Here is a 26779-nt window from a genome sequence, read left to right on the forward strand (position 1 = left end):
AGTTGGACCAGTTTCCTGAGGTCGCCGCGTACCGATGTCGCTTTCTCCAAAGCTCGAGTTCCGGCAGACCCAGTCGCTGGTGATGACGCCGCAGTTGATGCAGGCGATCAAGCTGCTTCAACTCTCGAATCTCGACCTGATTTCCTATGTCGAAGCCGAGCTCGAGCGTAATCCGCTCCTGGAGCGTGACGAGCGCGATGATGGCGAGGGTATCGACGCCGGCCCCGGCAAAGCCTCGATCGAGAGCGAGGGATTTGCCGCGGCCGATGCGGGCGACACGCCGGGCGACTGGATGGAGACGCGCCTCGAGACCTCGCCCGACTCGATCGCCGAGCGGCTCGACACCGATCTCTCGAATGTCTTCCCGGACGATCATGGCCAGGCGGCCGGCGAACCGATTGCCGCGCCCGGCGGCGATCCCTGGTCGACACAGCCCGGACGCCAGCAAGCGAGCAGCGAGGACTACAATCTCGAGGCCTTTGTTGCCGAAGAGAAGTCGCTCGCCGATCACCTCTCCGACCAGCTCGGCCTCGCGGTCACTGATCCCACCTTGCGCCTCATCGGTCATGCGCTGATCGACGAGGTCGACGAGGCCGGCTATATCCGCACCGATATCGGCAACGTCGCGGAGCGGCTCGGCGCGCCGCTGGAACTGGTCGAGCGGACGCTCGCGATCCTGCAGGGGTTCGAGCCGACAGGCATCTGCGCCCGCACGCTCACCGAATGCCTGGCGCTGCAGCTCGCCGACCGCAATCGGCTTGATCCCACCATGCTGGCGCTGATCAATCATCTCGATCTGGCGGCCCGGCGCGATTTTGCGGCGCTGAAGCGGATCTGCGGCTGCGATGACGAGGATCTCGCCGACATGCTGTCGGAGCTGCGGGCGCTCGATCCGAAGCCCGGCGCTTCGTTCGGCTCGACGCTGGTGCAGCCGATCGTGCCGGATGTCATCATTCGCGCGGCGCCGGACGGCAGCTGGCTGATCGAACTGAACTCCGAGACGCTGCCGCGCGTGCTCGTCAACCAGACCTATCTCGCCAGCGTCGCCAGACCCTCGAAGCAGGGGGAGGAGAAGGCCTTCCTCGCCGAGTGCCTGCAGACCGCCAACTGGCTGGTGAAGAGCCTCGACCAGCGCGCCAAGACGATCCTGAAGGTGGCGACGGAGATCGTTCGCCAGCAGGACGGCTTCCTGACGCATGGCGTCCGCCATCTGCGGCCGCTCAACCTGAAGACCGTCGCCGAGGCGATCGGCATGCACGAGTCGACGGTCTCGCGGGTCACGTCGAACAAATACATGGCGACCTCGCGCGGCATCTTCGAGCTGAAATATTTCTTCACCTCGGCGATCGCCTCCTCCGAGGGTGGTGAGGCGCACTCGGCCGAGTCCGTTCGCCACCGCATCCGCAGCCTGATCGACGCCGAGAGCCCGGAAGACGTCCTCAGCGACGATACGCTCGTCAAGCTGCTGCGCGAGGCCGGCATCGATATCGCGCGACGTACGGTTGCGAAATATCGCGAGGCGCTACGCATTCCCTCCTCCGTTCAGCGCCGGCGCGAAAAGCTGGCCGAGGCGACCGCTGCGCGCTGACGGCAGCCGGTCATTTGCGCTTTCCCCTTGCCGCGGCCTCGACGGATGCCCAGCTTCAAGAGATGATGGTCGGGACGACCGGGGGTTTCCTTGACTTCCCAGCCGGCCGTCACTAGAAGGGCGCGGCGCCGGACGGTGTGTTGGGCCTCGGACCGGAGAGAACTCCGGCCGTTTGAAGGGTGGGTCCAGACGAGCCGAAACCGGCAACGTGCCCGACGGGGCATCGGCTCGCCTGGCGGACCGGGCCTCGGATCGCAACGACGTCCAAAGGGTACGTGCTCCATGACTCTCCGCATTTCCGGTAAGCATATCGAGATCAGCGACGCCTATCGCACGCATGTCGAAGGCCGGGTCGGTGCCGTCGTCGAGAAATATTTCGACGGAGGCTTTTCCGGTCGTGTCGTGCTCGAGCGCGACGGCGCGGGCTATCGGGTTGACTGCGCGCTGCATCTCGACAGCGGGCTCGACCTCCAGGCCGAGGGACGCGGTCACGAAATCTACCCGACCTTCGAGCAGGCGGCGGAGCGGATCGAGAAGCAGATGCGGCGCTATAAGCGGCGCCTCAAGGATCATCACCATGACAGCCGCGCGGTGTCGGATGCCGACGCGAACTACGTCGTCCTGGCCGCGACCCCCGACGCGGATGAGGAACTCGCCCCGGACTACAATCCGATGGTGATCGCCGAGGAGACGAAGTCGTTGCGCACGCTGTCAGTGTCCGGCGCCGTCATGGCGATGGACCTCGCCGACGCCCAGGTGGTGGTGTTCCGCCATGCCGGTCATGGCGGGGTGAATATCGTTTATCGTCGTCGCGACGGGAATATCGGATGGATCGACCCGGCCGCGACCGCCAAAGGGGATTCCGTCAGCCTGTGATTCCGCCTAAGGTGGAATAACTGCTCGGCGCGCTCAAGCGGCGCGCCGAGAAGGCGGGTCACGTACCCAAGGGTTTGAACAAGGCATTTTGAACCAAGTCATGGACCTCAGCGATCTCATCAGCCCGGACACGATCATTCCGGCGCTGAAAGCGAACGGCAAGAAGCAGGCTCTGCAGGAATTGGCGGAGCGGGCCGCGCGCCAGACCGGACTCGACGAGCGCCAGATCTTCGACACGCTGCTGCAGCGCGAGAGGCTGGGTTCGACCGGGGTTGGCAATGGCATTGCCATTCCGCATGGCAAGATCCGTTCGCTGAAGCGAATCCATGGCATTTTCGCGCGCCTCGCCAAGCCGATCGATTTCGAATCGCTTGATGACCAGCCCGTCGACCTCATCTTCCTGCTGCTGGCGCCGGAAAGCGCTGGAGCGGATCATCTGAAGGCCTTGGCCCGCATTGCGCGGCTGCTGCGCGAGCCCGGTCTTGCCGCCAAGCTCCGGGCCTCAAGCGACCAGACAGCACTCTATGCCGTTCTGAACGGGGGCGCCGCCGCCTCCAACGCCGCCTGATCGGCTGGGCAGCCGCCTTCAATCGGACGGAAACGTGCCTTAGGCTCCGCATGCTCTTCGAGCGTGATGCGGAGGCTACCCATGCGGCGACTGCTGGTTCTGATGGCGGCCTGGCTCTGCCTCGCCGGGGCTACGGCGGCGCCCGAGCTGCCGCAACCGGCCCAAGCCAGCTCTTTCGAAGCGACCTTCGAGGGGCTCGCCATCGGCCGCGGCCGCCTGCGAAGCCGGGCGATCGGGCTTGATCGCGGCTTTCTCGTCTGGACGACGGGACGCGAAAGCGATGGCGTCTTCGTGCTCGATCAGTTGTTCCGTTTCGATGACGGGGTCACCGACCGGCGCACCTGGCGCTTTCGGCCGACCGGTCCAGGGACTTATGTCGGCGAGCGGCAGGACCTCGCCGCGCCTGCCAAGGTCCGTATCGAGGCCGATGCCGTCCGCCTCTCCTACGATATCTGGCTGCGGCGGCGCGGCAAGGCGCCGCTGAAGCTGCATTGCGAGGATCGGATCACGCGTCTCGCCTCAGGCGCGCTGCTGAGCCGCGGCACCATCTATCGCCTCGGCGTGCCCGTCGGCAGCGTCGAGACGCATCTCATTCCCGATACGCGGCAGCCGGTCACTTCAGGGCGCCGGCCGTGAGCCCGCTGACGATCTTGCGTTGCAGGAGCACGAAGACCAGGAGGATCGGCGTCACATAGATGACCGAATAGGTCATGATGCCGTTCCAGTCCGTGGTGTTGGGGCCCATGAAGTTCATCAGGCCGACCGTGGCCGTCTGCAGCGACTCTTCCGAGATCATCGAGCGCGAATAGACATATTCGCCGAACGACTGCAGGAAGATGAGCACCGAGGTGACGAGAATGCCGTTGCGGGCCAGCGGCACCGCGATGCGCAGGAACGCACCAAGCCGCGTGGCGCCGTCGACCCGGGCCGCCTCCTCGAGTTCCTTCGGGATCTGCATGAACGAGGTGCGGGTCAGCACGATGAAGAGGGGCAGCACCTTCGCCGCCTGCGCCAGCACCACCGCAAGGCGTGGTGTCGTGATCAGGCCGACCTGATTGAACAGCACGAAGATCGGCGTTGCCATCAGCGAGGACGGCAGCACCTGCATCATCAGGATCAGGAACAGCACAATATCCATGCCGATGTTCCGGACGCGGGCCAGCGCGTAGGCGCAGCCTGTGCCGAAGAAGGCGGCGATCGCCGTCGTGCCGATGGCGATGACCAGCGAGTTCCAGAGGTAGCTGCTCATCTTCTTGCTGACGAAGACGTCGACGAAGTTGAACTGTGGGTTCCCCGGCCAGAAGGTCGGCGGATAGACGAAGGTCTCTGTCGAGGGTTTGAACGCCGTCAGATACATCCAGTAGAGCGGGAACAGGTAGACCGCGAGAAACAGGAGAGCGAGGGCGAGGAGAATGTAGCGCTTCATGATCGTGCCTCAGGCCCGGTGTTCATGGCGGGTGGAGCGGACATAGATCACCGCCACGACGATGACGAAGCCGAGCATCAGGCAGGAGACCGCACTGCCCGAGGCGATGTCGTAGATCTGGAACGAGAGCTGCCACGACCAGTATTGCGCCACGTTGGAGGCGTTGGCGGGGCCGCCCTGCGTCAGCGAGGCGAAGAGGTCGAACTGCTGCAGCGTGAAGATGATGCCAAGCGAAACGACGGCGCCGATGGTCGAGCGCATCATCGGCAGCGTCATGTGCCAGAAGCGCTGCCAGGCATTGGCGCCGTCCAGCGCCGCCGCCTCGTACATGTCCTTGGGTATGCCGACGAGACCGACCGACAGCAGGATCATGTTGAAGGGAATGCCGAGCCAGATATTGGCGATGACCACCGAATAGAGCGAGATCTGCGGGTTGGAAAGCCAGAAGACCTTGTCGTTGATCAGTCCAGCCGATTGCAGCAGATAGTTGAGCACGCCGAAGTCGCCCGCGAAGATCCACTTCCACACCGCGCCGGCAACCAGCGCCGGCATGATCCATGCGGCGAGGAACAGGCCGCGCAAAAAGCTGCCGCCGGGAAAATCCTGCTGGAAGAAGAGCGCGAGGCCGAAGCCGATGCCGAGCTGGAAAATGATGCAGAGGCCGACGAATACAACCGTATTCCAGATCACCGGCCAGAAATCGGGCGAGGCGAACAGAGACTTGTAGTTGGCAAGGCCGACAAACGGCCGCACCAGCGAAGCGAGACTGAACATGTCCACTTCCTGGAACGACATCAGAATGTTGTAGATCAGCGGGAACGCCGAGAAGACCAGGAGATAGGCGAGCGCCAGCAAGGCGAGCGTGGCATCGAAGCCATGGCCGTCGCGCAGGGTGCGGAAGAGGGCCGACATGGCGCTTGCTCCGGAACACGTGGGGATCAAAGGGACGGCCGCACATCGGAGATGGCGGCCGGCTATGGATGGAAAACGGCCCCCGGCAGCGTGCGCCGGGGGCCGTCGACCTTACTTCTTGACGATGCCGTCGATCGTCGTCTGCGCGGTGTTGAGCGCAGTCTGGGCATCGGCCTGGTGCGTCAGCGCCTGCTGGATCGCGGTCGAGATCGCCTTGGAGATCTTCGCCCAGTCCGGCGACGGGCCGCGTGCGCGGGCATACTTCATCGACTCGATGAAGACCGCATATTCAGACGGCCACTTCGGGTCCTTGACCTCGACCGGATAGGACGGAACGAAGCCGAACTCGTTCCAGACGCGCGGCATCTGCGAGTACATGTATTCGAGATACATGAAGGCTTCCTTCGGATGCTTCGACTTGGCGAAGATCACGTTGTTGCCTTCGCCGAGCGCCGAGGCGCGGGCATCGCCTTCCTTCTGGATCGGCAGGAGCGTGACGCCGACGTCGAACTTGGCGTCCTTCGACATGCGCGGCAATTCCCACGGGCCGGAAATGGCCATGGCGGCGTTGCCGGCATTGAAGGTAGCGAACGAGTCGTACTGGCCGCGGATCAGCGTGTCGGGCGAAGCGAGCTTCTCGTCGATGATCTTCTGCCAGAGCTCGAGCGCCTGGACGGCACCCTCGCCATTCACCTTGTCGAAATTGCCGCCGGTCGACTGGATCCAGGGCAGGAACTGGAAGGTGCCTTCTTCGTTCGCATTCGCCGAGAAGGCGAGGCCGTAGACGTTCTTGGCCGGGTCGGTCAGCTTCTTGGCCGTATCGTAGAGCTGGTCCCAGGTCTGCGGCGGCTTGTCGGGATCGAGGCCGGCAGCCTTGAACATGTCCTTGTTGTAGTAGAGCGCGATCGTGTTCGAGCCGCGCGGCAGGCCGTAGATCTTGCCATCCCAGGTGACGGTCGAAAGCGGGCCCGGGAAGATCTTCGTGGTGTCGACGATCTTCGAGTCCTTCAGATAGGGCGAGATGTCGAGCAGCGCACCCTTCGAGGACAGGAACGGCGTGTTCGGATTGTCGACATAGGCGACGTCAGGCGCCGTGCCGGTCGCGACTGCGCGCGTGATGTCGTTCGCCCAGTCAGCGAACTCGACATGCTTGATGTTGAACTTGATCTCGGGATGGAGCTTCTGGAACTCCTGCGCCATCACATACATGTAGCCTGGATCCGACTCGCGATCGATCGTCCAGACGTCAAGCGTCACGTCCTCGGCCGAGGCGAGGACGGTCGAGCCCAGAAGCCCGATCGCGCCTGCCAACAGCATGGCTGTCTTTGACATATTCTTCCTCCACGTTTTCAAGTTCGAGAGACTTTGGCCCCCTCCAGGGCATCGAGCGCACCGCCTGCAGCAATGCGCCCCTCGCCGGACCCGGAGGCCGGCGAATATGCGATCAGGCCGGATCGGCGACGAAGACAGCGCCGCCGCGCGCTTCCTTCAGATAATTGAGCGAGCGCACCTGACCCGTCATTTCGAGCGCGTTGCGATAGACCGGATCATGCCAGCCCTCGATGTCGATCGTGCCTTTGAAGCCGGCAAGGCGCAACTCGCTGATGACGCGGGTCCAGTCGCTGTCTCCGAAGCCCGGCGAGCGCATCTGCACGAAGGGATACTTGCCGAAGATTCCGTTCTCGCGGATGACGTCCCAGCGAATGGTCGCGTCCTTGCCATGGACGTGGAAGAACTTCGGCGCCCATTTGCGGATCTGCGGGATCGGATCGATCAGATATACCATCTGGTGGCAGGGCTCCCATTCGAGCCCGATATTGTCGTCCGGCGTCTCGTTGAAGATGAGTTCCCAGGCGTCCGGATTATGAGCGATGTTCCAGTCACCGGTCGCCCAGTTGCCATCCATCGCGCAATTCTCGAAGGCAAGGCGCACGCCCTTGTCGGCGGCGCGCTTCGCAAGCTCGCTCCAGACTTCCTTGTAGCGCGGCAGGCTCTCTTCGAGCGGCCGGCCACGGACACGGCCGGTGAAGCCGGCGATCGTCTTGGCGCCGAAGAGATGGGCGTTGTCGATCAGCGTCTTCCAGCCTTCGAGGGTCTGGCGGTCGAGATCGCCATCCTCGAGCGGATTGCCGAACATGCCGAGCGTGTCGATGACGACGTCGTGGTCGCCGATGGCTTCCTTGAGCTCAGCAGCCAGCTTCGGAATGTCCTTGCCGCCAATCGTCTGCCAGAAGAACGGCTCGATCGACTCGAAGCCGAGCGGCAGGATCTGGCGCACATAGGCGGCGGGATCGGGCAGGTTGCCCTTGATCATGGTGCCGATGCGAATATCGAGAAGGGGGTTGGTCACCAGCTGCTCCTTGATGGAAACGTCGAGGCCGTCGTCGCCCGCTGGGGGCGGCGGCCCCTAGATGTTGATGTCGACGCGGCGTCCGCCCGTGGCGCTCTCGATGGCGCCGAACACCATTGCGAGGCTGCGGATATTCTGGTGCCCGACGGTTTCGGGCTCCGGGCCGCCACGCGTCGCGGCGACGAAGTCCTGGATGAGGCCGAGGTGGCCGCCCGTGCGGTCGGACGGATCGAGGGGAGGGATCTCGACTGCGGCCACCTCGGAGAACAGGCCTGCAGATACGCCAGTGGCGACCTCGGCCCGGATATCGTCATGCCCGTCCCATGTGAGCGAGCCCTTGGTCCCGACAATGCGCCAGGCGCTTTCCCAGCTCGTGCCGAGCCCTTCGGCGCACCATGAGCCGCGATAATTGAAGATCAGGCCGTCTCCGAATTCGAAGATGGCGGCAGCCGACGAACCCTGCTTGTACCAGGAGCTTTTCGGCTCCCATTCGCGGCAATAAACGCCTTCCGGCTGCTTGCCGGACAGAAACCGCGCCGCGTCGAATGTGTGGATCGCCATGTCGAGCAGCAGCACATGCTCCATCTCCTCGCGGAAGCCGCCGAAATGCGGCCCGAGGAAGAAATCGCAGTGGACGCTCGTGACATCGCCGATGAGCCCGGACGCGACGGCGCGGCGGATGCGGCGCGGCCCTTCGAGATAGCGGCGGTTCTGGATCACGACGTGCAGGCGATCGGCCGCCTTGGCGCGGGCGACAAGGTCGCGCGCCTCGTCGAGGGAATTGGCCATCGGCTTTTCGGACAGAACATGGCAACCGGCGGCCAGCGCCGCCGAGACGACATGGTGGCGCGCGCCCGGCACGACGACGTCGAACAGGATTTCCGGTGAGGCCTTTTCGAGCAATTCCTCGACGCTGGTAGCGATCACCGCATTCTCGAGCCCGAATTCTGCGGCTCTGCTGGCAGCTCTTTCGGCATCGATATCGGCAACGCCAACGATCTCAAGACCATCGATGGTCTTGGCTGCCTCGAACCATGCACGACTCATGGCTCCGCACCCGATCAACGCGGCACGCTGCATTCCTGTCTCCTCCCAATCGACGCCGTATTGTGCATCGCAATCGTTTTCGGTGCACTGCAAGAGCGTCGTAAACGTTTACGACAACACAACAGGCGCGCCCCCTTGTCAAGAGCTCGCATGTGGTCGACCAATGCGATACGGCATCAAACCGTCACACGCGAAAGCGGTGAGCGTGGCGCCGTGCACCCGCGATCGTCGCGGGGCAGCAGGCGGAGAGGAACGTTTCGCGTGAGCATTCGCGACCTGGCGCGGCATCTCAATATCTCGATCGGCACGGTGTCGCGCGCGCTCAATGGCCGCTCCGACGTCAATGCCGAGACGCGCCGGCGCGTGTTCGAGGCGGCTGCGGCGATCGGCTATGTGCCGAACCAATCGGGCCGCAGCCTGCGCCAGGGCACAACGAACGCAATTGGGTTCGTCGTCGAAACCAATAGCGAGACCAGCCTGCATGGCGATACCTTCTTCACCAGCGTCTATGGCGGCGTGCAGCAGGTCTTCGCGCAGCATCACCTCGATCTGATCGTTCTACTCTGTCCCTTCGACCAGGATCCGCTCGAGCATCTTCGCCGCGTCGTCTCGCGCCGGTTCGTCGACGGGCTCTTCATTTCGGCCATCCAGCGGCATGATCCGCGTATCGACCATCTGATCGAGCGCGAAATCCCGTTCATGGCGCTCGGCCGCAGCCTTTCCGGCGGAACGCATCCCTGGATCGATCTCGATTTCGACGGAGTCGCTCATGCATCGATCCGCCGCCTCTCCGAGCGCGGCCATCGTCGCATCGGGCTCGTCACGGCGGGCTCAGAGATCAATCTCGGCTACGTCTTCGCCGACAGCTACCGGGAGGCGCTGGCGGCCAACGATCTTCCCTATGATCCTGATCTCCTTATCCGCGCCGAGACGAGCGAAATGGGCGGCTACAATGCCGTCGACCGTTTGCTCAAGCTGCCCGAGCGACCGACGGCGATCGTGCTCGTCAACGAGATCATGGCGATCGGCGTCTATCGGCGGCTGCATGAGGTGGGGCTCACGCCGGGCCGCGACATGGCCGTCATCGGCTTCCGCGATTCGCCACAATCGCGCTTCCTGTCACCGCGGCTGACCTGTTTCCGGATCGAACTGTTCGAGCTCGGTCGCCGGCTCGCCGAGGGACTGCTCGCGACAATGCCGGCCTATCGCGACCAGCACCCTGTTGGTCTCGTGCAGGAAATCTGGCCCGTGCATCTGGTACCGGGCGAAAGCGATCCGCCGCCGCCCTGATGAACACAAGCGGCGCCGCGCTCTGCCGTTGACCGCGTGAACGAATTGGCGTCCAGCGCGTTGTCCCGTGCAACGTTTGAACGGGAGTGCTCCAATGGCTCAGTCCGGCGATTTCCAGGAAGCGGCTGAAAAGATCGGCGCAACGGCGAGCGCGGTCAGCTCACATGCGCGGCGCGCGGCACGAGCCGCGACCTCCGAGGCGGCCCGCGCAGTCCGGGGCGAACGTGAGGTTGTGCGCAACGTCTTCCATGACCTCGCCGACGAGGCCGAGGAGGAGGCCCGCTCGGCCGGCGAAGCTTCGACTGCCTTTGGCCACATGCTGGCCCGCCGGTCGGCGCAGCAGCCGCTGGTTGCGATCGCGCTGGTGGCCGCGACGGCGGCCCTCGCATCCGCCCTCGCTGGCTGGGCATTTACGCGGCGATGATCCGCCGCGCCAGCGCAGATGGCCCGCGGCGGGCTTTCTGGTAGCATAAGGCAGGCGGGCGGAGAGGATTGGCTTGATGGCGGCAATGACGGCCGAGACCGGAGACAGTGGGGCGGCCGAGGCAGACCGCACGGTCTCCGCCCCGGTCCGTGCGCGCCGCCCGTTTCCTGTCACAGCCTGGAAGGTGCTGGTCGACGTCTTCATGCGATTCGTCGCGCATGATGATGCGTTGATCGCGGCCGGCGTCGCCTTCTACGGCTTTCTCGCCGTCTTCCCCGCTTTGGCGATCTTCATTTCGCTCTATGGGCTGCTGTTCGATCTTTCGGGTGTGACGCAGCACGCCGCCGACATCGCCTCGGTGCTGCCGGACGAGGCGCGCCCCATCGTGCTCGACTTCCTGACCGCTCTCGCGAGCAAGGGGCCCGCCCAGCTGAATGCCGGACTTTTCATCGGCCTTGCCATCGCGCTCTGGAGCTCGCGCGCCGGTGTCGCGGCGCTGATGAGCGGCGTCAACTTCGCTTACGAGGTCAAGGACGACCGCAATATCTTTATTTCAATCGGGATCTCGCTGGCGTTGACCGTCGGCGCCGTCATCTTCGCCATCCTGACGCTGACGGTGATCGCCGCAGTCCCGGTCGCGCTTTCCGTGCTGCATGTGCCGCATGCGAGCGTCACGACAGTGCTGCTCATCCGCTGGCCAATCCTGGCGCTGATAGCGTTTTCGTCCATATCGGCGGTCTATTTTGTGGTCCCGCATCGCAAGCCGGGCGGCCCGTGGAGGCAGGCGCGGCGCATGCTGCCGGGTGCCATCGCAGCGACGCTGATCTGGCTGCCCGGCTGTTCGCTGTTCTCGTTCTACGTCACGCGGATCGCCGTCTATGACGCGACCTACGGCTCGCTCGGCGGTCCCGTCATCTTCCTGCTGTGGCTGTGGTTCACGGCGCTCTCCGTGTTGATCGGCGCCGAGATCAATGCAAGCTGGTCGGGCCTCAAGACGCCGAAGCAGCGCCACCAGACACCCGAGCCAAACTGACGCGCCGGATCAGTCCTTCGGCGCCGCCGAACGGTCCTGCCGCTTCAGCAATGCGCCACGGCCGAAATGCAGGATCACCAGCGACACGGCTCCGATCGCCACGGCGATCAGAAGCTTGTGCTCGAAGCCGTGCAGGCGCCCCGAATACTCCTCGATGAGACGGCCAAACACATAGCCAATCGTGGTGATCAGCGCGGCCCAGGTTGCGGCCGCAATGACATTGAGGACGGTGTAGAGCAGGGGCGGCACGCCGGCGATGCCGATCGCGATCGGGCTGATGGTGCGGACCCCATAGATGAAGCGGAACGAGAGGATGAACAGCACGCGGTGACGCTTGATGAGATCAAGCACACGCGTGAAGGCGGGCCGTGCTGACTGGCGCTTCACAAGCCTCGAATCCCGCGCGTAACGACCTATATAATACAGGGCCTGGTCGCCGGTGAGCGAACCCGCAAACGCGGCAAGGAACACGCCGATGGGATCGAGAATGCCCTGATGGGCAAGAAAGCCGGCGGCAAGCAGGATGCTGTCACCTTCGATGATGACGCCGAAATAGACCACGATCAGCCCATAGCTGGCGAGGAACTGATCGATCCAGTGAAGCATGCGCGCTGTCGTCCTTGGTGACGCCCGGCCGGGCGGATGAGCGCAGAGGATCAGCCGGGCGCCCGCCGAGCGCAAGCGCCGATCGCGTCTGGCCCTGCCGCCACCTTCGCGCCGTCTTTTGCGGCTAGGCACGAAGGTGCAATTTCTTCGAAGAAGCAATAGATTAGCCCTACGAATCGATGCCCTCGCGCGCCGCCTGTGCGCGCGGTGCAGGACCACCCAGGAAAGACTGAATGTCGGATATCGCCCGCGACAATGCCTCGGAAGCCTACGGCGCCGATTCTATCAAGGTGCTCAAGGGCTTGGATGCTGTCCGCAAGCGTCCGGGCATGTATATCGGCGACACGGACGACGGGTCGGGCCTGCACCACATGGTCTATGAGGTGGTCGATAACGCCATCGATGAGGCTCTGGCCGGCCACGCCGATCTCGTCAGCGTGACGCTGAATCCCGACGGTTCCTGCACGGTCATCGACAATGGCCGTGGCATTCCGACCGATATCCACACCGGCGAGGGCATTTCGGCGGCCGAGGTCATCATGACCCAGCTGCATGCCGGCGGTAAGTTCGACCAGAATTCCTACAAGGTCTCGGGTGGCCTGCATGGCGTCGGCGTCTCGGTCGTCAACGCGCTCTCGGCCTGGCTGAAGCTCAAGATCCGCCGTGGCGGCAAGATCCACGAGATGAGCTTCTCGCATGGCAATGCCGACGGCCCGCTTCAGGTCACCGGCGCCTATGAATCGCAGGTCGTTTCCGGCGTCTATGAAGGCCGCAGCGGCAGTGAGATCACCTTCCTGCCGTCGACCGAGACCTTCACCAAGGTCGAGTTCGATTTCGATACGCTGGAACATCGCCTGCGCGAGCTCGCCTTCCTCAATTCGGGCGTCCGCATCGTGCTGACCGACCGCCGCGGCGTCGAGCCGCGCCGCGAGGAACTGGTCTATGACGGCGGCCTCGAGGCCTTCGTGCGCTATCTCGACCGCGCCAAGCATCCCCTGCTTTCAGGGCCGATCAGCCTGTCGGCAGAGCGCGACGGCATCACCGTCGAGGTCGCGATGTGGTGGAACGACAGCTACCACGAGAATGTGCTCTGCTTCACCAACAACATCCCGCAGCGCGACGGTGGCACCCATCTCGCCGGTTTCCGCGCCGCGCTGACGCGCCAGGTCACCGGCTATGCCGACCGCGAGGGCATCTCAAAGCGCGAGAAGGTCTCGCTCACCGGCGATGATTGCCGCGAAGGCCTGACGGCGGTGCTGTCGGTCAAGGTGCCCGATCCGAAATTTTCCTCGCAGACCAAGGACAAGCTGGTTTCGTCCGAGGTGCGTCCGGTGGTTGAGAGCCTCGTCAACGAGGCGCTCGGCATGTGGTTCGAGGAGCATCCGGCCGAATCGAAGCAGATCGTCGCCAAGGTCGTCGAAGCCGCGACCGCCCGTGAAGCCGCCCGCAAGGCGCGCGAACTGACGCGGCGCAAGGGCGCGCTCGACATCGCCTCGCTGCCGGGCAAGCTCGCCGATTGCCAGGAGCGTGATCCCTCGAAGTCCGAGATCTTCATCGTCGAGGGCGACTCGGCAGGCGGCTCGGCCAAGCAGGGCCGCAACCGCGAAAATCAGGCGGTGCTGCCGCTGCGCGGCAAGATCCTCAATGTCGAACGGGCGCGTTTCGACAAGATGCTGTCATCCGAGCAGATCGGCATGCTGATCATCGCGCTCGGCACGTCGATCGGTAAGGATGAGTTCGCGCCGGACAAGCTGCGCTACCACAAGATCATCATCATGACGGACGCCGATGTCGACGGCGCCCATATTCGCACGCTGCTGCTCACCTTCTTCTTCCGCCAGATGCCGGAGCTGATCGAGCGCGGCCATATCTTCATCGCGCAGCCTCCGCTCTACAAGGTCACCAAGGGCCGTTCGGAGCAGTATCTGAAGAACGAGCGCGCGCTGGAGGATTACCTCATAGACCAGGGCGTCGACGATGCGGCGCTGCAGCTCGAAAGCGGCGAGGTTCTTGCCGGCGCCGATCTCGCGGCGATCGTCAATGACGCTCGCCAAGTCAAGCACATCATCGACGGGCTGCATACGCGCTATGACCGCCGGCTGGTCGAACAGGCAGCCATCGCCGGTGCGCTATCGAGCGCCGTGATGAACGATCCCGAGGCAGCGCTCGCCGCCGTGCAGAAAGTGGCGGAGCGGCTCGATTCGATCTCGGACGAGACGGAGCAGGGCTGGACCGGCACGCTTGGGCGCGATGGCGGCTATCTGTTCGAGCGTGAGGTGCGTGGTGTCCGCGAAGCGGCGATGATCGACGCGGCGCTGATCGACAGCGCCGACGCCCGCAAGCTCGACGGTCTTTCGGCCAAGATGCGCGAAGTGTTCGAACGGCCGTCGGTGTTCCGCCGCAAGGATCTGGAAACGCCGATCTTCGGCCAGCGCTCGCTGCTCGAGGCGGTTTTCACCGCCGGCCGCAAGGGCATCACGATGCAGCGCTACAAGGGCCTCGGCGAGATGAACGCCAGCCAGCTCTGGGAGACGACGCTCGATCCGAACGTCCGCTCGCTGCTGCAGGTCCGCGTCAAGGAAGCCGACGCCGCCGACGACCTCTTCACCAAGCTGATGGGCGACGACGTGGAACCCCGCCGCGAATTCATCCAGGACAATGCCCTGAGCGTGGTCAATCTGGACGTCTGAGGCATCGCCTCAGGAAGGCATGGAAGGGCGGAGGCCGGGCCTCCGCCTTTTCTTTATTCGGCCCGCAGCATCGCGAAGCCTTCGTCGGTGAGCTGGTAGCCCGAGACGCGGGTCTTGACGAGGCCGAGCTCGATCAGGCGCTGGACGGCCTTGCCGTCGAGACCGACATAGGGGCCGGGGCGGGCGACGCGGGCCAGCATCTTCAGTTCGATTGCCGAGAGATCGGCCTTGGTGGGGGTCGGCTTGGCGGTGGCCATGAGGAGATCCTTTTCTTGGTTATCGTTCTGGGAGACGTTCAGACGGCGGTGTCCATCAGCCCGCGCTTGCGAAGCAGCGCCGACGGATCGGGATCGCGGCCGCGGAAAGCCCGGTAAGCCTCGTCCGGCTTGCGGCGATTGCCTGCCGAATAGACGAATTCCTTGAGCCGCGCCGCGACGTCGGGCGCGAAGATGTTGCCGGCTTCCTCAAAGGCGTCGAAGCCATCGGCGTCGAGCGTCTCGGACCAGAGATAGCTGTAATAGGCCGAGGAATAGCCGTCGCCGGCAAACACATGCTGGAAATGCGGCGTGCGGTGACGCATCACCATCGCCTGGGGCATGCCGATCTCGGCGAGGATACCCTTCTCGAAGGCCGTCGAATCGAGCCCCGCGCCGTCCTTCAGGAGGTGCAGCCGGAGATCGACCAGCGCCGAGGAGACATATTCGACGGTCGCGAAGCCCTGGTTGAAGCTGCGGCTCGCCTTGAGGCGCTCGATGAGCGCCGCCGGCATTGGCTCGCCGGTGCGGTAATGCACCGCGAATCGCTCCAGGATCTCCGGCCGCTCGAACCAGTGTTCGTAGAGCTGCGAGGGGAATTCGACGAAATCGCGCGCGACGCTGGTGCCCGCGATCGAGGGATAGGTCACGTCGGACAGGAGGCCGTGCAGCCCATGGCCGAATTCGTGGAACAGCGTACGCGCATCGTCATAGGAGAGCAGCGTCGGGGCACCGTCGGCTCCTCTAGCGAAGTTCATCACATTGACGATGATCGGCCTGACATCGCCGATGAGCCGCTCCTGGCCGCGATAATCGCTCATCCAGGCGCCGCTGCGCTTCGAGGGCCGCGCGAAATAGTCGCCGAGGAAGATGCCGACCAGTTCGCCGCTGGCGTTGGTCACTTCGAAGACGCGGACATCCGGATGATAGGCCGGTACGTCCTTCCGTTCCTGAAAACTGACGCCGAACAGCCGCGTCGCCGTATCGAACGCCGCCTCGATCACCTTGTCGAGCTGCAGATAGGGCTTCAGCCCGGCCTCATCGAGATCGAACTCGGCCTTGCGGCGACGCTCGGAATAGTAGCGCCAGTCCCAGGCGGCGAGCTCGAAATTGCCGCCCTCTGCATGGACGAGCGCCTGCAGGGCCGCGCGCTCCTCGATGGCGCGGGCACGGGCCGGCGCCCAGACGGAGGTGAGCAGGTTCATGGCCGCTTCGGGCGTCTTGGCCATGGAATCGTCGAGGCGGAAATGCGCGAAGCTCTCGAAGCCGAGCAATTCTGCCTGCTCGGCGCGCAGCGCGACGGTCTCGGCGATGATTGCGCGATTGTCGGTCTTGCCGGCCTCGCCGCGCGCGGTCCAGGCCTCGAAGGCCTTTTCGCGAAGATCGCGCCGGGCCGAGAATTGCAGGAACGGCTCGATCGACGAGCGCGACAGCGTGATGAGATATTTGCCCTCGAGGCCGCGATCCCGAGCGGCCTGGGAGGCCGAGGCGATGAGAAAATCCGGCAGCCCGGCAAGGTCGTCGCCGGCCTCGAGCACCAGCGTCCAACCCTTTTCGTCGGCCAGTACGTTCTGGCCGAAGGTGGTTCCGAGCGTCGCAAGACGCTCCGAGATCGCGGCAAGACGCGCCTTGGTCTCGGCCGGCAGTCCGGCGCCGGAACGGCGGAAGCCGGTATGATAGCGCTCCAGCACACGGGCCTGCTCGGCGTCGAGCCCGGCATCGCCGGCTTTCGCCAGCGCGTCGATGCGCTGGAACAGGGCCTCGCTCAGATAGATCGAGCTGCGATGGCGCGAGAGCAGCGGCGCCACCTCCATCTCGATCGCCTCGAGCGCGTCGTTGGTATGCGCGCCGGTCAGATTGAAGAAGACCGAGGCGACGCGGTCGAGCATGCGCCCGGCGCGCTCCATCGCTTCGATCGTGTTGGCGAAGGTCGGTGCTTCGGGACGGCCGGCGATCACGGCGATCTCGCGCTGATGCTCGGCGATCGCCGCCTCGAAGGCGGGCCGGTAATGCGCCGGCTCGATCGCGGCGAAGGGCGGCATGCCGAAGGGCGTCGTCCAGGTCGAAAGAAGCGGATTGTCGGCTGTCATGCGCGCGGCCTCGGCAAGGGGCGGAAAGATGCGGGTAGCTGAAATGGACCCCGCCGCCACCCGGATCAAGCATATCGAGGAGCGCGATTCGCATTATAGAAGGGCGGAAGCAAGCCCTCCATCGCGATTCGACCTGTCGATCATGTCTGCGTCCGCCCCCAAGACCACGCTGTCACCACCGCGCGTCCTCGTCATCGGCGATGTGATGACCGATGTCATCGTCCAGCCGGAAGGGCCGATCGTGCCCGGTTCCGATCGTCGCGCACGCATCGGGATCTATCCCGGCGGCTCGGCCTGCAACCAGGCGGCATGGCTCGCTTATCTCGGCATTCCCGTGGCGCTCGCCGGCAAGGTCGGCCGCCGCGACGCGGACGAGCAGGCGCGCGCGCTGGCGGAAGCGGGCGTCACGCCGCGGCTCGGCATCCATGAGACGCTGGGCACCGGCATGCTCATCGCGCTCATTTCCGAGGGCGGCGAGCGCTCGTTCCTGACCGATCGGGGCGCCAATGACACGCTGTCGAACGATGATCTGCCGGTTTCGCTGCTCACGGGGCTCGATCTCGTCCATGTCTCCGGCTATGCGCTGTTCACGCCGGGCCCGCGCGCGGCGGTCATGTCACTGATGGCGGTCGCGCGGGCGCGCGGCATCATGGTGACGGTCGATCCGGCCTCGGTCGGCTTTCTCGGAGAAGTCGGGCGCGACAATTTCCTCGGCTGGACCCGCGATGCCTCGATCCTGTTTCCGAACGAGGATGAGGCGGCATTTCTGGCCGGATCGGAGGATCCTGCGGCGCAGATCCGTTTCCTGACCGATCGCTACGGCCTCGTAGCCGTCAAGCGCGGTGCGGCGGGGGCCGAGGTCGCCACGGCGCAGATCCGCCTGAAGGCGCAGCCGCCAATGGTTGCGGCGATCGATACGACCGGCGCGGGCGACGCGTTCCTCGCCGGCTTCCTGGCAGCGCGGCTCGCCGGGGCGGGCATGGAGCAGTGCCTTGCCGAGGGCGTCAGGAATGGCGCCGAAGCAACGACCGTGATCGGCGGCAGGCCGCCGGCTCGCCCTGTCTGAGGGCTGTCAGCTTGGAAAGACCTTGCGCACCCGCTCGACCTTCTTCTGCGCCCGCCGCGTGCGCAGGATCAGCTTGATGAAGCGGTGCACCTTGGCGAAGAGCGATTGCTGGCCGTCATCCTCGCGGGCATCCAGCCATTTGGCGATCGAGAGCGCCTCGGCCGTGTGGCTGAACAGTTGCGAGATGAAGCGGTTGATGGTCGGGTCGTTGTAGTCGACCGCCACCATCTGGCTCGGAGTCTGCTCGATCTTGGCGAGCCACAGATTCATGAAGACCGCGCTGTCCTTGATCTTCTTCTCGGTGAGCGGCTCGAACGGGCCGCCGAGAAAGCCTTCGAGGCCAGCCAGGAAGGCCGCAGCGCGCGGCCGCGTCGCCGCGTGGCGGCGGGCATGTGCGACCATCACATTGACGGCCCGCTCGCGCAGCATCTTGTAGTCGGTGCTGTTCCAGCGTGCCGGATGCACCTCGTGCAGCAGGAACGGCGCCGCGATGAATTCGACCGGATGATGCAGCGAGGCAACCGTCGGCAACAGGATGTCCCAATAGGGCGCGCCCATCTGGAAGGCGCCGACATCGGGATCGGCGGCAAGCTCGGCCAGCGCGCCGCCCGCGAAGAAGATGCCGTCGATGCCGCGATTATAGGTGCCGACGACGCCTGTTGCAGCGGTCGCGACGTCGAGCCGCCGCGCGATCAGAACGGTCCCCGGCCGCGTCGCCAGCACATCCGCGATGTCGCTCTTCACCATATAGATGTCGGCATTGACCACCGCGCCGGGCTCCTCGCCGAACTGCGCGAGGATCTGGCCAAAATTCGGCCCGTATTTGTTCGGGAACAGTCCGCCGGGCGGCACTTCGCGGATTTCGACGGTCGGAAAGCCGCGGATGCCCGCGGCCTCGCCTTCGCGATTGACCGAGACGACGCGGAACCCCGCCGCCTCGAAGGAGGCGATGGCGTCGGCGATGGTCAGACCGGCGCGCGAAAGCTGCCGCGCCTCGTCGTCCCCGCCGAAGCGGGGCGGGATCGAGGTGCAGAGAAGCATTTCGCTCGCGCCGTTCATCGTCATCGCTCTGCCTCAGCCGTGCTGTGCCGCGGCAACGATGGTGTCAAAATAGAGCTTCAGGAAGCGCTCACCATCGCCCTCGATGCAGACGAAATTGTCCGGCCGACCTTCCCAGGCATTGCCGGGGGGAAAACGACGCGTATTCGGCGCCTGAATGGTCTGGCCGATGGCGATGCCCTCGGTGACGACGCGGATCGGGCCGGCGCGGGTGGTGAACAAGGTCGGATCGAGCAGATAGCCGACCGCCGACGAATCATGCACCGGGACGCCGTCGAACTGGGTCGAGGAGCGGTAGAAGCGCTCGTAGAAGCGCGAGACATCCCAGATGAACTGGCCAGTGCGGCCGGCGGCGTCGCGCAGCTCCTCCAGATAGGCCGTGCTCATGACGGCCTCCTGCGTCACATCGAGGCCGACAACGACGATCGGCCATGCGGCAGCGAAGATCTCGTCCGCGGCATGCGGATCGCCGATGATGTTGGCCTCGGCGACCGGCGTCACATTGCCCGAATGGCCGCGATAGCCAAACGCGCCGCCCATGATCACGATCTCCTTGACGAGGGAGGCGATCTCGGGGTCCTCGCGCAGCGCCATCGCGAGATTGGTCATGCGTCCAACCGCGACGATCGTGATCTCATGCGGATGGGCGCGGACCGTCTCGATGATGAAGCGATGCGCCGGCAGGGGATGCAGCTCGGCACGGATGACGTCGGGCAGGGGAATGTCGCCAAGGCCGTTGTCACCATGGACATAGGTCGGCGGGTCGCGCTCTTCGAGCACGAGCGGCTTGCCCGCGCCCTTGGCGACCGGCGCGGAGAGATTGAAATAATCCTTCAGGAACAAGGCATTGCGCGTCGTGACGTCGATGCGGTGATTGCCCAGCACCGTGGTAATGCCGACCAGCTCGACCTCCGGGGCCGCATCGAGAAAGATGAGCGCCATGGCGTCGTCGACGCCGGGGTCCGTATCGTAAATGACCTTCTTCGCTGCCATCGGAGCGTTCTTCCTTGCACGATGCCTGTATCGGGGAATGCCGGCAGGCTGCATCTACAGGACATGGGCTAACCCGGTCCGCGCAAGATCGCAAGGCGGCCTTTCGGTTTGCCGGCACGCGGCTCAGAGGAAGCTCAGCGGATCGATGTCGATCTGCACGCGCACGCTGCCGCGCGCCGGTGGCGCCGAGCCGAGCCAGCCCCTGATGAAGGCCTGCATGTCGAAGCCGCGCGGCGCCCGGACGAGCAGGCGGAAGCGATGGCGTCCGCGCAGCACGGCGAGCGGCGCCTCGGAGGGGCCGAGCACCATGGCAACGTCCTCCGGCGGCGCCGCCCGCCTGAGGGCGGTCGCATGGCCGAAAGCGCTGGCGCGGTCGGCGCCGGAAATGATGATGCCGGCGAGGCGACCGAAGGGTGGCAGGCCGGCCACCCGCCGGGCCTCGATCTCGCGCTGGTAGAAGGCTTCGCTGTCGCCGGAGGCGATCGCTGCAATCACCGGATGGTCGGGAGCGTAAGTCTGCAGGAAAGCGCGGCTGTCTCCGCCGGCCCGGCCCGCGCGCCCTGTCACCTGCGCCAGCAGCTGGTAGGTGCGTTCGGCGGCGCGCGGATCGCCCTGCGCGAGGCCGAGATCCGCATCGACGACGCCGACCAGCGCGAGGCCGGGAAAATTGTGGCCCTTGGCGACCAGTTGCGTGCCGATGACAATGTCGACTGCGCCGGTGCGGATGGCGTCCAGCTCGGCGCGCATCTGCTTCACGCCGCCGAGGATATCGCTGGACAGCACGATCCGCCGCGTATCGGGAAAACGGGTCGCGACCTCCTCGGCAATGCGCTCGACACCGGGACCGCAGGCGACAAGGCTATCCTCTGCATCGCAGATCGGACACCGGTCCGGGCGTCGCTCGTTATGTCCGCAATGATGGCAGACGAGTTGGCCGCGGAAGCGATGCTCGACCAGCCAGCTCGAACAGTTGGGGCACTGGAAACGGTGGCCGCAGCTGCGGCAGAGCGTCAGCGGGGCATAGCCGCGCCGGTTGAGGAACAGCAGCGCCTGCTGCTTGCCGGCGACGGTCTCCTCGATGGCCTGTACGAGAACCGGGGAGAGAAAACTGCCTTTTTCCGGCGGGTCGGTCCGGAGGTCGATCGGCCGGATCTCGGGCAGCCTGGCGCTGGCGAAGCGTGCTGGCAGCTTCAGCCTGACATAGCGTCCCTGGTCGGCATTGACGCGGCTTTCGATCGAGGGCGTCGCCGAGGCGAGGATGACCGGGAAGCCGCCGAGATTGCCCCGCACCACCGCCATGTCGCGCGCGTGATAGGTAACGCCCTCGTCCTGCTTGTAGGCGCCGTCATGCTCCTCGTCGACGATGACGAGGCCGAGGTCACGGAACGGCAGGAACAGCGCCGAGCGGGCGCCGACGACGACGCGTGCACTTCCATCGGCGACGCCGCGCCACACGCGCTCGCGACCGCGCGGCGGCAGTTCCGAATGCCATTCGGCCGGTCGCGCGCCGAAGCGGCGTGCGAAGCGATCGAGAAAATCGCCGGTAAGCGCGATTTCCGGCAGCAGGATCAGCGCCTGCTTGCCGGTTCGCAGCGCCTCCCCGACCGCCTCAAAATAGACCTCCGTCTTGCCGGAGCCCGTGACACCGTCGAGCAACGCAACGGTGAAGGCGCCCGCATCGACGAAGCTTCGGAGCGTCTCGGCGGCCTCGCTCTGGCCCGGTCCGAGCGCTGGCGGCGCATGGCCGGGATCGGGAACGGGCGGCGCCGGCGGCGCGATCGTCGTCTCCACGAGCACGCCATGCTCGACAAGGCCCGCGATCACCGAAGGCGATACCCCCGTCGCGCCGGCGAGTCCCGCTTTCGGCCATGCGGCACCGTCGCCCATCAGCTCGATCAGGCGGCTGCGTCCGGGCGTCAGGCGCGCCGGCGCGGCGCCGGAAAATCTCAGCGCCGCAATCGCCTTTTCGGGCATTAGCGCGTCGGGCGCCCGCAGAACCATCCGCAGGATCATGCCGCGCGGGGTCATGGTGTAGTGCGCCACCCAGTCGACGAAGCGGCGCAGCGTCTCGACGAGCGGCAGTGCGTCGTAGCGCTCGGCGACCGGCCGCAGCCGGTTATGGCCGACCGAGCCGTCGGGCGGCTCGTCCCAGACCGCGCCGATCACTTCGCGCGGGCCGAGCGGCACGCGCACGATGTCGCCCGGTGCCAGCGTCAGGCCATGCGGAACGCTGTAGGTATAGGGTCCCTCGACGGCCAGCGGCAGCAGGACGGAGACGGTACGACCGGGCAGCAAGAAGGGCGATCCTTGTCCGAAAGAGGCCGAACATGGTCTCGCCGGCCGCGAAAGGGAAGCCATGCCGGGGACACGCATTCGCCGAAGCGGTGCGTCCGACATGGGAAGCAGGATCTTAACATGTTGGCATCAAGCTGGCGGTAATCTCCCCACGAATACGGTCGATCCCGTGAAATCGCCGCATTCGGCGGTCATCGACGGCGGAAGGATCAACCAGCCAGCGCCCAAAGGACCCGCAGCCAGCATGGCGAGACCGCCCCCGCGCCGTGACCGAATCGAACCGGTGCTCGACAAGCCCCGCGAACGTTCGGACGACGATCTTGATATCGGCCTCAGCGAGGCCGACCGTACGGCCTATGGCAGCTCTGCCGGATCGCGGAGGGGATCGGGCAGGGACGAAGATGGATTCGAGGACGCGGAGTTCGTCGATTTGGGCCGGGGTGACGATAGACCGAAGGGCCGACGCGCCCGGACCTCGGACCGCAAGCGCCAGGCGCGCGAGCAGCGGCGCCAGAGCGGGTTCGGCATCTTCCGCCTGTTCCGCAGCACCATCAAATGGGCCATCATACTCGGCGTCTGGGGCACGATCGCACTCGTCGGCGGCGTCGCCTATTATGCGAGCCAGTTGCCGTCCTCGACCGACTGGTCGGTACTGCCGAAGCGCCCGCCCAACATCAAGATCCTCGCCAATGACGGCTCGCTGATCGCCAATCGCGGCGATACCGGCGGCGAATTCGTTCGCATCGACGAACTGCCCGCTTATCTGCCGCAGGCCGTCGTCGCGATCGAGGACCGCCGCTTCTACAGCCATTTCGGCGTCGATCCGCTCGGGCTTGTCCGCGCGGCCTATGTCAATGCGCGGGCCGGCACGGTGGTGCAGGGCGGCTCGACGTTGACGCAGCAGCTCGCCAAGAACCTCTTCCTGAAGCCCGAGCGCACCTTCAAGCGCAAGCTGCAGGAGGCGATGATGGCCGTCTGGCTCGAGATGAAATACTCGAAGAGCCAGATTCTCGAAGCCTATCTCAACCGCGTCTATCTTGGCGCCGGAACCTATGGTGTCGATGCGGCCTCACGGCGCTACTTCGGCAAATCGGCGCGCGATATCTCGCTGAAGGAAGCCGCAATCCTCGCCGCGCTTCTGAAGGCGCCCTCGCGCTATGCCCCGACCAGCGATCCGAAGGCCGCGAACGACCGCGCCGACCTCGTGCTCTCCGCCATGCAGGAAGAGGGCTTCATCACCGCCGCGCAGCAGAAGCAGGCGGCTGCGGTCACGGTCGCGCCGCAAAGCTCAGGCGTCGGCGGCAGCGCGCTTTATGTGGCCGATTGGGTTGCCGATCTCGTTCCTGACGTCGTTGGCGCGCTCGACCAGGACGTCGTGGTCGAGACGACGGTCGATTCGCATCTCCAGGACGCGGCCGGCCGTGCGATCACCGAAACGCTCGACAGAAGCGGCAAGAAGCTTGGCGTGAGCCAGGGTGCGCTGGTCGCGGTCGATGGCACGGGCGCGGTGCGCGCCCTGGTCGGTGGGCGCGACTACCAGAAAAGCCAGTTCAACCGCGCCGTCGAGGCGAAGCGGCAGCCAGGCTCGGCCTTCAAGCCGTTCGTCTACCTGACCGCGCTCGAATTCGGCCTCGTTCCCGATACCGTGCGCGTCGACCAGCCGGTGCGTATCGGCAAGTGGGAGCCGAAGAACTACGAGAAGACCTATCGCGGTCCTGTGACGCTGCAGACGGCGCTCGCACTTTCGATCAACACGGTCGCTGTGGAACTCGCCAATGAGGTCGGCCCGGCCGGCGTCGTGGCGACGGCGCATCGGCTTGGCATCAAGTCGGACCTGCAGCCCAATCCGTCGATCGCGCTCGGCACGTCCGAGGTCAACCTGCTCGAACTCACCGACGCCTATGCGCCGTTTGCCAATGGCGGCTATGCCGTGCCGCCTTACGTCATCACCGCGGTGAAGAGCGTCGACGGCAAGGTCCTCTATCAGCGGCCGAAGGCTGATGTCGTCCAGGTCATCGATCCGACCTATGTCGGCATGATGAACACCATGCTGTCCGACACGCTGGCACGCGGCACCGGCCGCAAGGCGGCGATCGCCGGTTGGCCGGCGGCGGGCAAGACCGGCACCACCAATGATTCGCGCGATGCCTGGTTCGTCGGCTACACGGCGAACCTCACGGCCGGTGTCTGGCTCGGCAATGACGATTTCACGCCGACCAAGCGCATGACGGGCGGTTCGCTGCCGGCCGCGATCTGGAACCGCTTCATGGTCGAGGCCCATCAGGGCGTCGCGGTCGCGAATCTGCCGGGTGACTATTCCTTCCGCGAAACGGCCCGCTACCAGGCGGAGAACAACCCGCAACAGGCCATGGGCGATGGGTTTGATCCATCGGCGCCGGGGGCTGCGCCGCAGACCGGGGCGCTCGCCGAACCCGCAGCGCCGCAGCCAGGCGGTCTCGTCGCGCCCGGCGACACCACCGGCAGCACGCATCCCGCCACTGAATATGCGCGTTACGGCGATCCGGAGAGTGGCGCCGGTGCCCTTGCGCCGCCGGAGGAAGACCCCGGCTATCGCGCCAATGGCTATCCTCCGATCCAGCGTGAGCCGCTGTTCAGCGACAACAGGGATGATGGCCCTGTTCCGCCGGCCAGCGTCGGCGAGGCGCCGGACGGCGGGCTGTACTGAGGCTTTCCTTGTGGCGCCCGGCTGGACACCGCCCCGATGACGCGGCATGAGAGAACGCCTTTGGGGATGGCCGCCGGCGTGATCGAGAAGAAGAGCCTCTACAGCGAATTGTCGGTCTCCGGCGACGCTTCGGCGTCCGAGATCGACAAGGCCTATCGCCGGCGGGCGCGTCAGGCTCATCCGGACGCTGGCGGCAATGCCGAGGCGTTTCACGCGCTCGCCCATGCCTATGCCGTGCTCTCTGATCCCGACCGCCGCGCCGCCTATGACGCGACCGGCTATGAGGGCGAGATCGACGCCGAGACGATCGCCGCGCGTGCGATGGACCATATCCAGCAGCTTGTCGCCTCGGTACTCGAGAGCGATATCCCGTTCGAGCAGATCGACCTCGTGGCGGCGATCCGCGACACGCTCGCCAACCAGAAGGCCGAGATCGCCGGCGCCGTCGTCAAGCTCGAGGCGCAGGCAAAACGCGCCGAGGCCATGGCGCGGCGGTTTCGCCGGGGGAAAGGCCCCGATTTCATCGGCGCGGCTCTCGACCGCCGCTCCGCCGAGGCGAAGCAGACGGCTGAAAAGACGCGGCACGAGGAAGCGGTTTTCGCCAAGGCGATCACGTTGCTTGCCGACTATGCCTTCGATCACGAACCGGCGACGCCGGTGGCGCCGGCCAGCGGCCGGCGAACGGCTCAGGCGCTGAAGTAATCGCGGATGAAGTCGCGCTCGATGGCGATATGGGTCAGTTCGTCATCATCGGGGCCGTCATAGATCAACGTGTAGGGGCCATGAAAGCCGGCCTCTGTCGCAGCCTCGAGGCAAGCGGCGTAATCCTCGGTGTCGAGCGCGCCCGACGAGAAATCGCCCTTGGCATGGCAGCAGACGGCGCGTGGGAAGATCGCGCGAAGCGCCTCATATTTGCCGGGGCCGTCCCAATTGCCGAAATCGCCGTTGAGCTTGACTGTGCCGTCGAGGCGGGCGAACAGGCCGTCGACATCCTGGGGCGTTGCAAGCAGGTCGAACCAGTTCTCGGTCACGACCTCGACGCCGCGGGCGGCGCCGTAGGTGCCGAGCTGCTTGAGTCCGGCGGCGCTGCGGTCCAGCGCCTCGGGCGAGGGCTTCGCCTTGCCGGCGATGACCCGCGCCTTTTCGGCGCCGAGCTCGGCCGCGGCATCGATCCAGCGCTCCATCCAGGCGACGTCGCGGTCGGCAGTCGCGGAGTCGGACGGGTCGCCATATTCGATCAGGAGGGTCTGCAGCGTCACGCCGCTCGAGGCCAGGGCCGCTTTCAGCTTGGCGAGATAGGCGGCGTCGCGGCTTTCGATGTGGAAGGAGCAGATCTCGACCCTGTCGATGCCGAGGGTGGCGACGACGGCTGGAAATTCGAGCAGGGTGATGCTGCCCTCGCCCCAGCTGGGCTCGGCCGGAGGCGTGACGTCGTTGTCGGGCCGGTTCGGCCATGTTCGGCCGAGCGTACGGTGAAGGCTCCAGCTCGACACGGCCAGTTGCGGCGTCAGATCCATCGTGTCCTC

At 65.4% G+C, this 26779-nt stretch carries 23 protein-coding genes; 11 read left to right on the forward strand and 12 right to left on the reverse strand.

Translation table 11 applies throughout. From position 1 onward, the window contains the following. The first annotated feature begins 34 nt into the window (after positions 1-34). From rpoN to LB518_RS06075, 4 genes are all read left to right on the forward strand, one after another. Positions 35-1588 (forward strand): RNA polymerase factor sigma-54, encoded by a 1554-nt coding sequence (rpoN, locus tag LB518_RS06060; protein ID WP_224574444.1) that lies wholly within the window; start codon positions 35-37, stop codon positions 1586-1588. A gap of 282 nt (positions 1589-1870) precedes the next feature. Then, entirely contained in the window at positions 1871-2464 is a 594-nt protein-coding gene (gene hpf / locus LB518_RS06065) for a ribosome hibernation-promoting factor, HPF/YfiA family (protein WP_224574447.1), read from the forward strand. Between the two features lie 100 nt (positions 2465-2564). Next, positions 2565-3032: a PTS IIA-like nitrogen regulatory protein PtsN gene (gene ptsN, locus LB518_RS06070; protein ID WP_224574449.1), complete on the forward strand. Its 468-nt coding sequence runs from the start codon at positions 2565-2567 to the stop codon at positions 3030-3032. Between the two features lie 81 nt (positions 3033-3113). Then, the gene (locus LB518_RS06075) at positions 3114-3668 is read left to right on the forward strand and encodes a DUF3833 family protein (RefSeq protein WP_224574451.1); all 555 of its coding nucleotides are present in this window, start codon (positions 3114-3116) and stop codon (positions 3666-3668) included. On the opposite strand, the gene LB518_RS06080 is transcribed toward LB518_RS06075, so the two are convergent. From LB518_RS06080 to LB518_RS06100, 5 genes are all read right to left on the reverse strand, one after another. Then, positions 3646-4458, reverse strand: coding sequence for a carbohydrate ABC transporter permease (locus LB518_RS06080; RefSeq protein WP_224574453.1), 813 nt, complete (start codon positions 4456-4458; stop codon positions 3646-3648). The genes LB518_RS06075 and LB518_RS06080 overlap by 23 nt on opposite strands. A 9-nt stretch (positions 4459-4467) precedes the next feature. Next, positions 4468-5370, reverse strand: coding sequence for a carbohydrate ABC transporter permease (locus LB518_RS06085; protein WP_224574455.1), 903 nt, complete (start codon positions 5368-5370; stop codon positions 4468-4470). A 111-nt stretch (positions 5371-5481) separates the two neighbouring features. Beyond that, positions 5482-6702: an ABC transporter substrate-binding protein gene (locus LB518_RS06090; protein WP_224574457.1), complete on the reverse strand. Its 1221-nt coding sequence runs from the start codon at positions 6700-6702 to the stop codon at positions 5482-5484. 112 nt (positions 6703-6814) lie between these two features. After that, positions 6815-7684: a sugar phosphate isomerase/epimerase family protein gene (locus LB518_RS06095; protein ID WP_286198614.1), complete on the reverse strand. Its 870-nt coding sequence runs from the start codon at positions 7682-7684 to the stop codon at positions 6815-6817. 93 nt (positions 7685-7777) lie between these two features. Beyond that, the gene (locus LB518_RS06100) at positions 7778-8800 is read right to left on the reverse strand and encodes a Gfo/Idh/MocA family protein (protein ID WP_224574461.1); all 1023 of its coding nucleotides are present in this window, start codon (positions 8798-8800) and stop codon (positions 7778-7780) included. Between the two features lie 228 nt (positions 8801-9028). Between LB518_RS06100 and LB518_RS06105 the strand changes: the two genes are divergently transcribed. From LB518_RS06105 to LB518_RS06115, 3 genes are all read left to right on the forward strand, one after another. Then, on the forward strand, positions 9029-10057 hold the full coding sequence (locus tag LB518_RS06105) for a substrate-binding domain-containing protein (RefSeq protein WP_224574463.1): 1029 nt from the start codon (positions 9029-9031) through the stop codon (positions 10055-10057). Positions 10058-10151: 94 nt separating this feature from the next. After that, a complete protein-coding gene (locus LB518_RS06110; protein WP_224574466.1) occupies positions 10152-10481 on the forward strand; it encodes a hypothetical protein in 330 nt (109 codons plus the stop codon). 76 nt (positions 10482-10557) lie between these two features. Next, entirely contained in the window at positions 10558-11514 is a 957-nt protein-coding gene (locus LB518_RS06115) for a YihY/virulence factor BrkB family protein (protein WP_224574469.1), read from the forward strand. A gap of 9 nt (positions 11515-11523) precedes the next feature. On the opposite strand, the gene LB518_RS06120 is transcribed toward LB518_RS06115, so the two are convergent. Next, a complete protein-coding gene (locus tag LB518_RS06120) occupies positions 11524-12120 on the reverse strand; it encodes a DedA family protein (protein ID WP_224574471.1) in 597 nt (198 codons plus the stop codon). Positions 12121-12353: 233 nt separating this feature from the next. On the opposite strand from LB518_RS06120, the gene gyrB reads away from it, so the two are divergent. Then, positions 12354-14810, forward strand: coding sequence for a DNA topoisomerase (ATP-hydrolyzing) subunit B (gyrB, locus tag LB518_RS06125; RefSeq protein ID WP_224574473.1), 2457 nt, complete (start codon positions 12354-12356; stop codon positions 14808-14810). Positions 14811-14863: 53 nt separating this feature from the next. Here gyrB and LB518_RS06130 read toward each other — a convergent pair whose 3' ends face one another. Continuing rightward, the gene (locus LB518_RS06130; RefSeq protein ID WP_224574475.1) at positions 14864-15067 is read right to left on the reverse strand and encodes a hypothetical protein; all 204 of its coding nucleotides are present in this window, start codon (positions 15065-15067) and stop codon (positions 14864-14866) included. 38 nt (positions 15068-15105) lie between these two features. Continuing rightward, positions 15106-17154, reverse strand: coding sequence for a M3 family metallopeptidase (locus LB518_RS06135; protein WP_224574477.1), 2049 nt, complete (start codon positions 17152-17154; stop codon positions 15106-15108). A 142-nt stretch (positions 17155-17296) separates the two neighbouring features. Between LB518_RS06135 and LB518_RS06140 the strand changes: the two genes are divergently transcribed. Continuing rightward, complete coding sequence (locus tag LB518_RS06140; protein ID WP_224574479.1) at positions 17297-18220, forward strand: carbohydrate kinase family protein; 924 nt, start codon at positions 17297-17299, stop codon at positions 18218-18220. Positions 18221-18226: 6 nt separating this feature from the next. Here LB518_RS06140 and LB518_RS06145 read toward each other — a convergent pair whose 3' ends face one another. The 3 genes from LB518_RS06145 to LB518_RS06155 all read right to left on the reverse strand — a co-directional run bounded on the left by LB518_RS06145 (position 18227) and on the right by LB518_RS06155 (position 22630). Next, positions 18227-19285 (reverse strand): hypothetical protein, encoded by a 1059-nt coding sequence (locus tag LB518_RS06145; RefSeq protein ID WP_224574482.1) that lies wholly within the window; start codon positions 19283-19285, stop codon positions 18227-18229. Positions 19286-19294: 9 nt separating this feature from the next. Then, positions 19295-20272 (reverse strand): nucleoside hydrolase, encoded by a 978-nt coding sequence (locus LB518_RS06150; RefSeq protein WP_224574484.1) that lies wholly within the window; start codon positions 20270-20272, stop codon positions 19295-19297. Between the two features lie 123 nt (positions 20273-20395). After that, complete coding sequence (locus LB518_RS06155; RefSeq protein ID WP_224574486.1) at positions 20396-22630, reverse strand: primosomal protein N'; 2235 nt, start codon at positions 22628-22630, stop codon at positions 20396-20398. A gap of 181 nt (positions 22631-22811) precedes the next feature. Here LB518_RS06155 and LB518_RS06160 point away from each other — a divergent pair, with 181 nt between their 5' ends. Then, entirely contained in the window at positions 22812-25253 is a 2442-nt protein-coding gene (locus LB518_RS06160; RefSeq protein WP_224574488.1) for a transglycosylase domain-containing protein, read from the forward strand. A gap of 36 nt (positions 25254-25289) precedes the next feature. Further along, positions 25290-25955, forward strand: a complete 666-nt coding sequence (locus tag LB518_RS06165) for a DnaJ domain-containing protein (RefSeq protein ID WP_224574490.1) — start codon at positions 25290-25292, stop codon at positions 25953-25955. Here the strand turns inward: LB518_RS06165 and LB518_RS06170 are convergent. Beyond that, complete coding sequence (locus tag LB518_RS06170; protein WP_224574501.1) at positions 25940-26770, reverse strand: sugar phosphate isomerase/epimerase family protein; 831 nt, start codon at positions 26768-26770, stop codon at positions 25940-25942. The genes LB518_RS06165 and LB518_RS06170 overlap by 16 nt on opposite strands. Positions 26771-26779: the final 9 nt, after the last annotated feature.

It is taken from the genome of Mesorhizobium sp. BR1-1-16 (assembly GCF_020165495.1).
Taxonomy (GTDB): domain Bacteria; phylum Pseudomonadota; class Alphaproteobacteria; order Rhizobiales; family Kaistiaceae; genus Kaistia.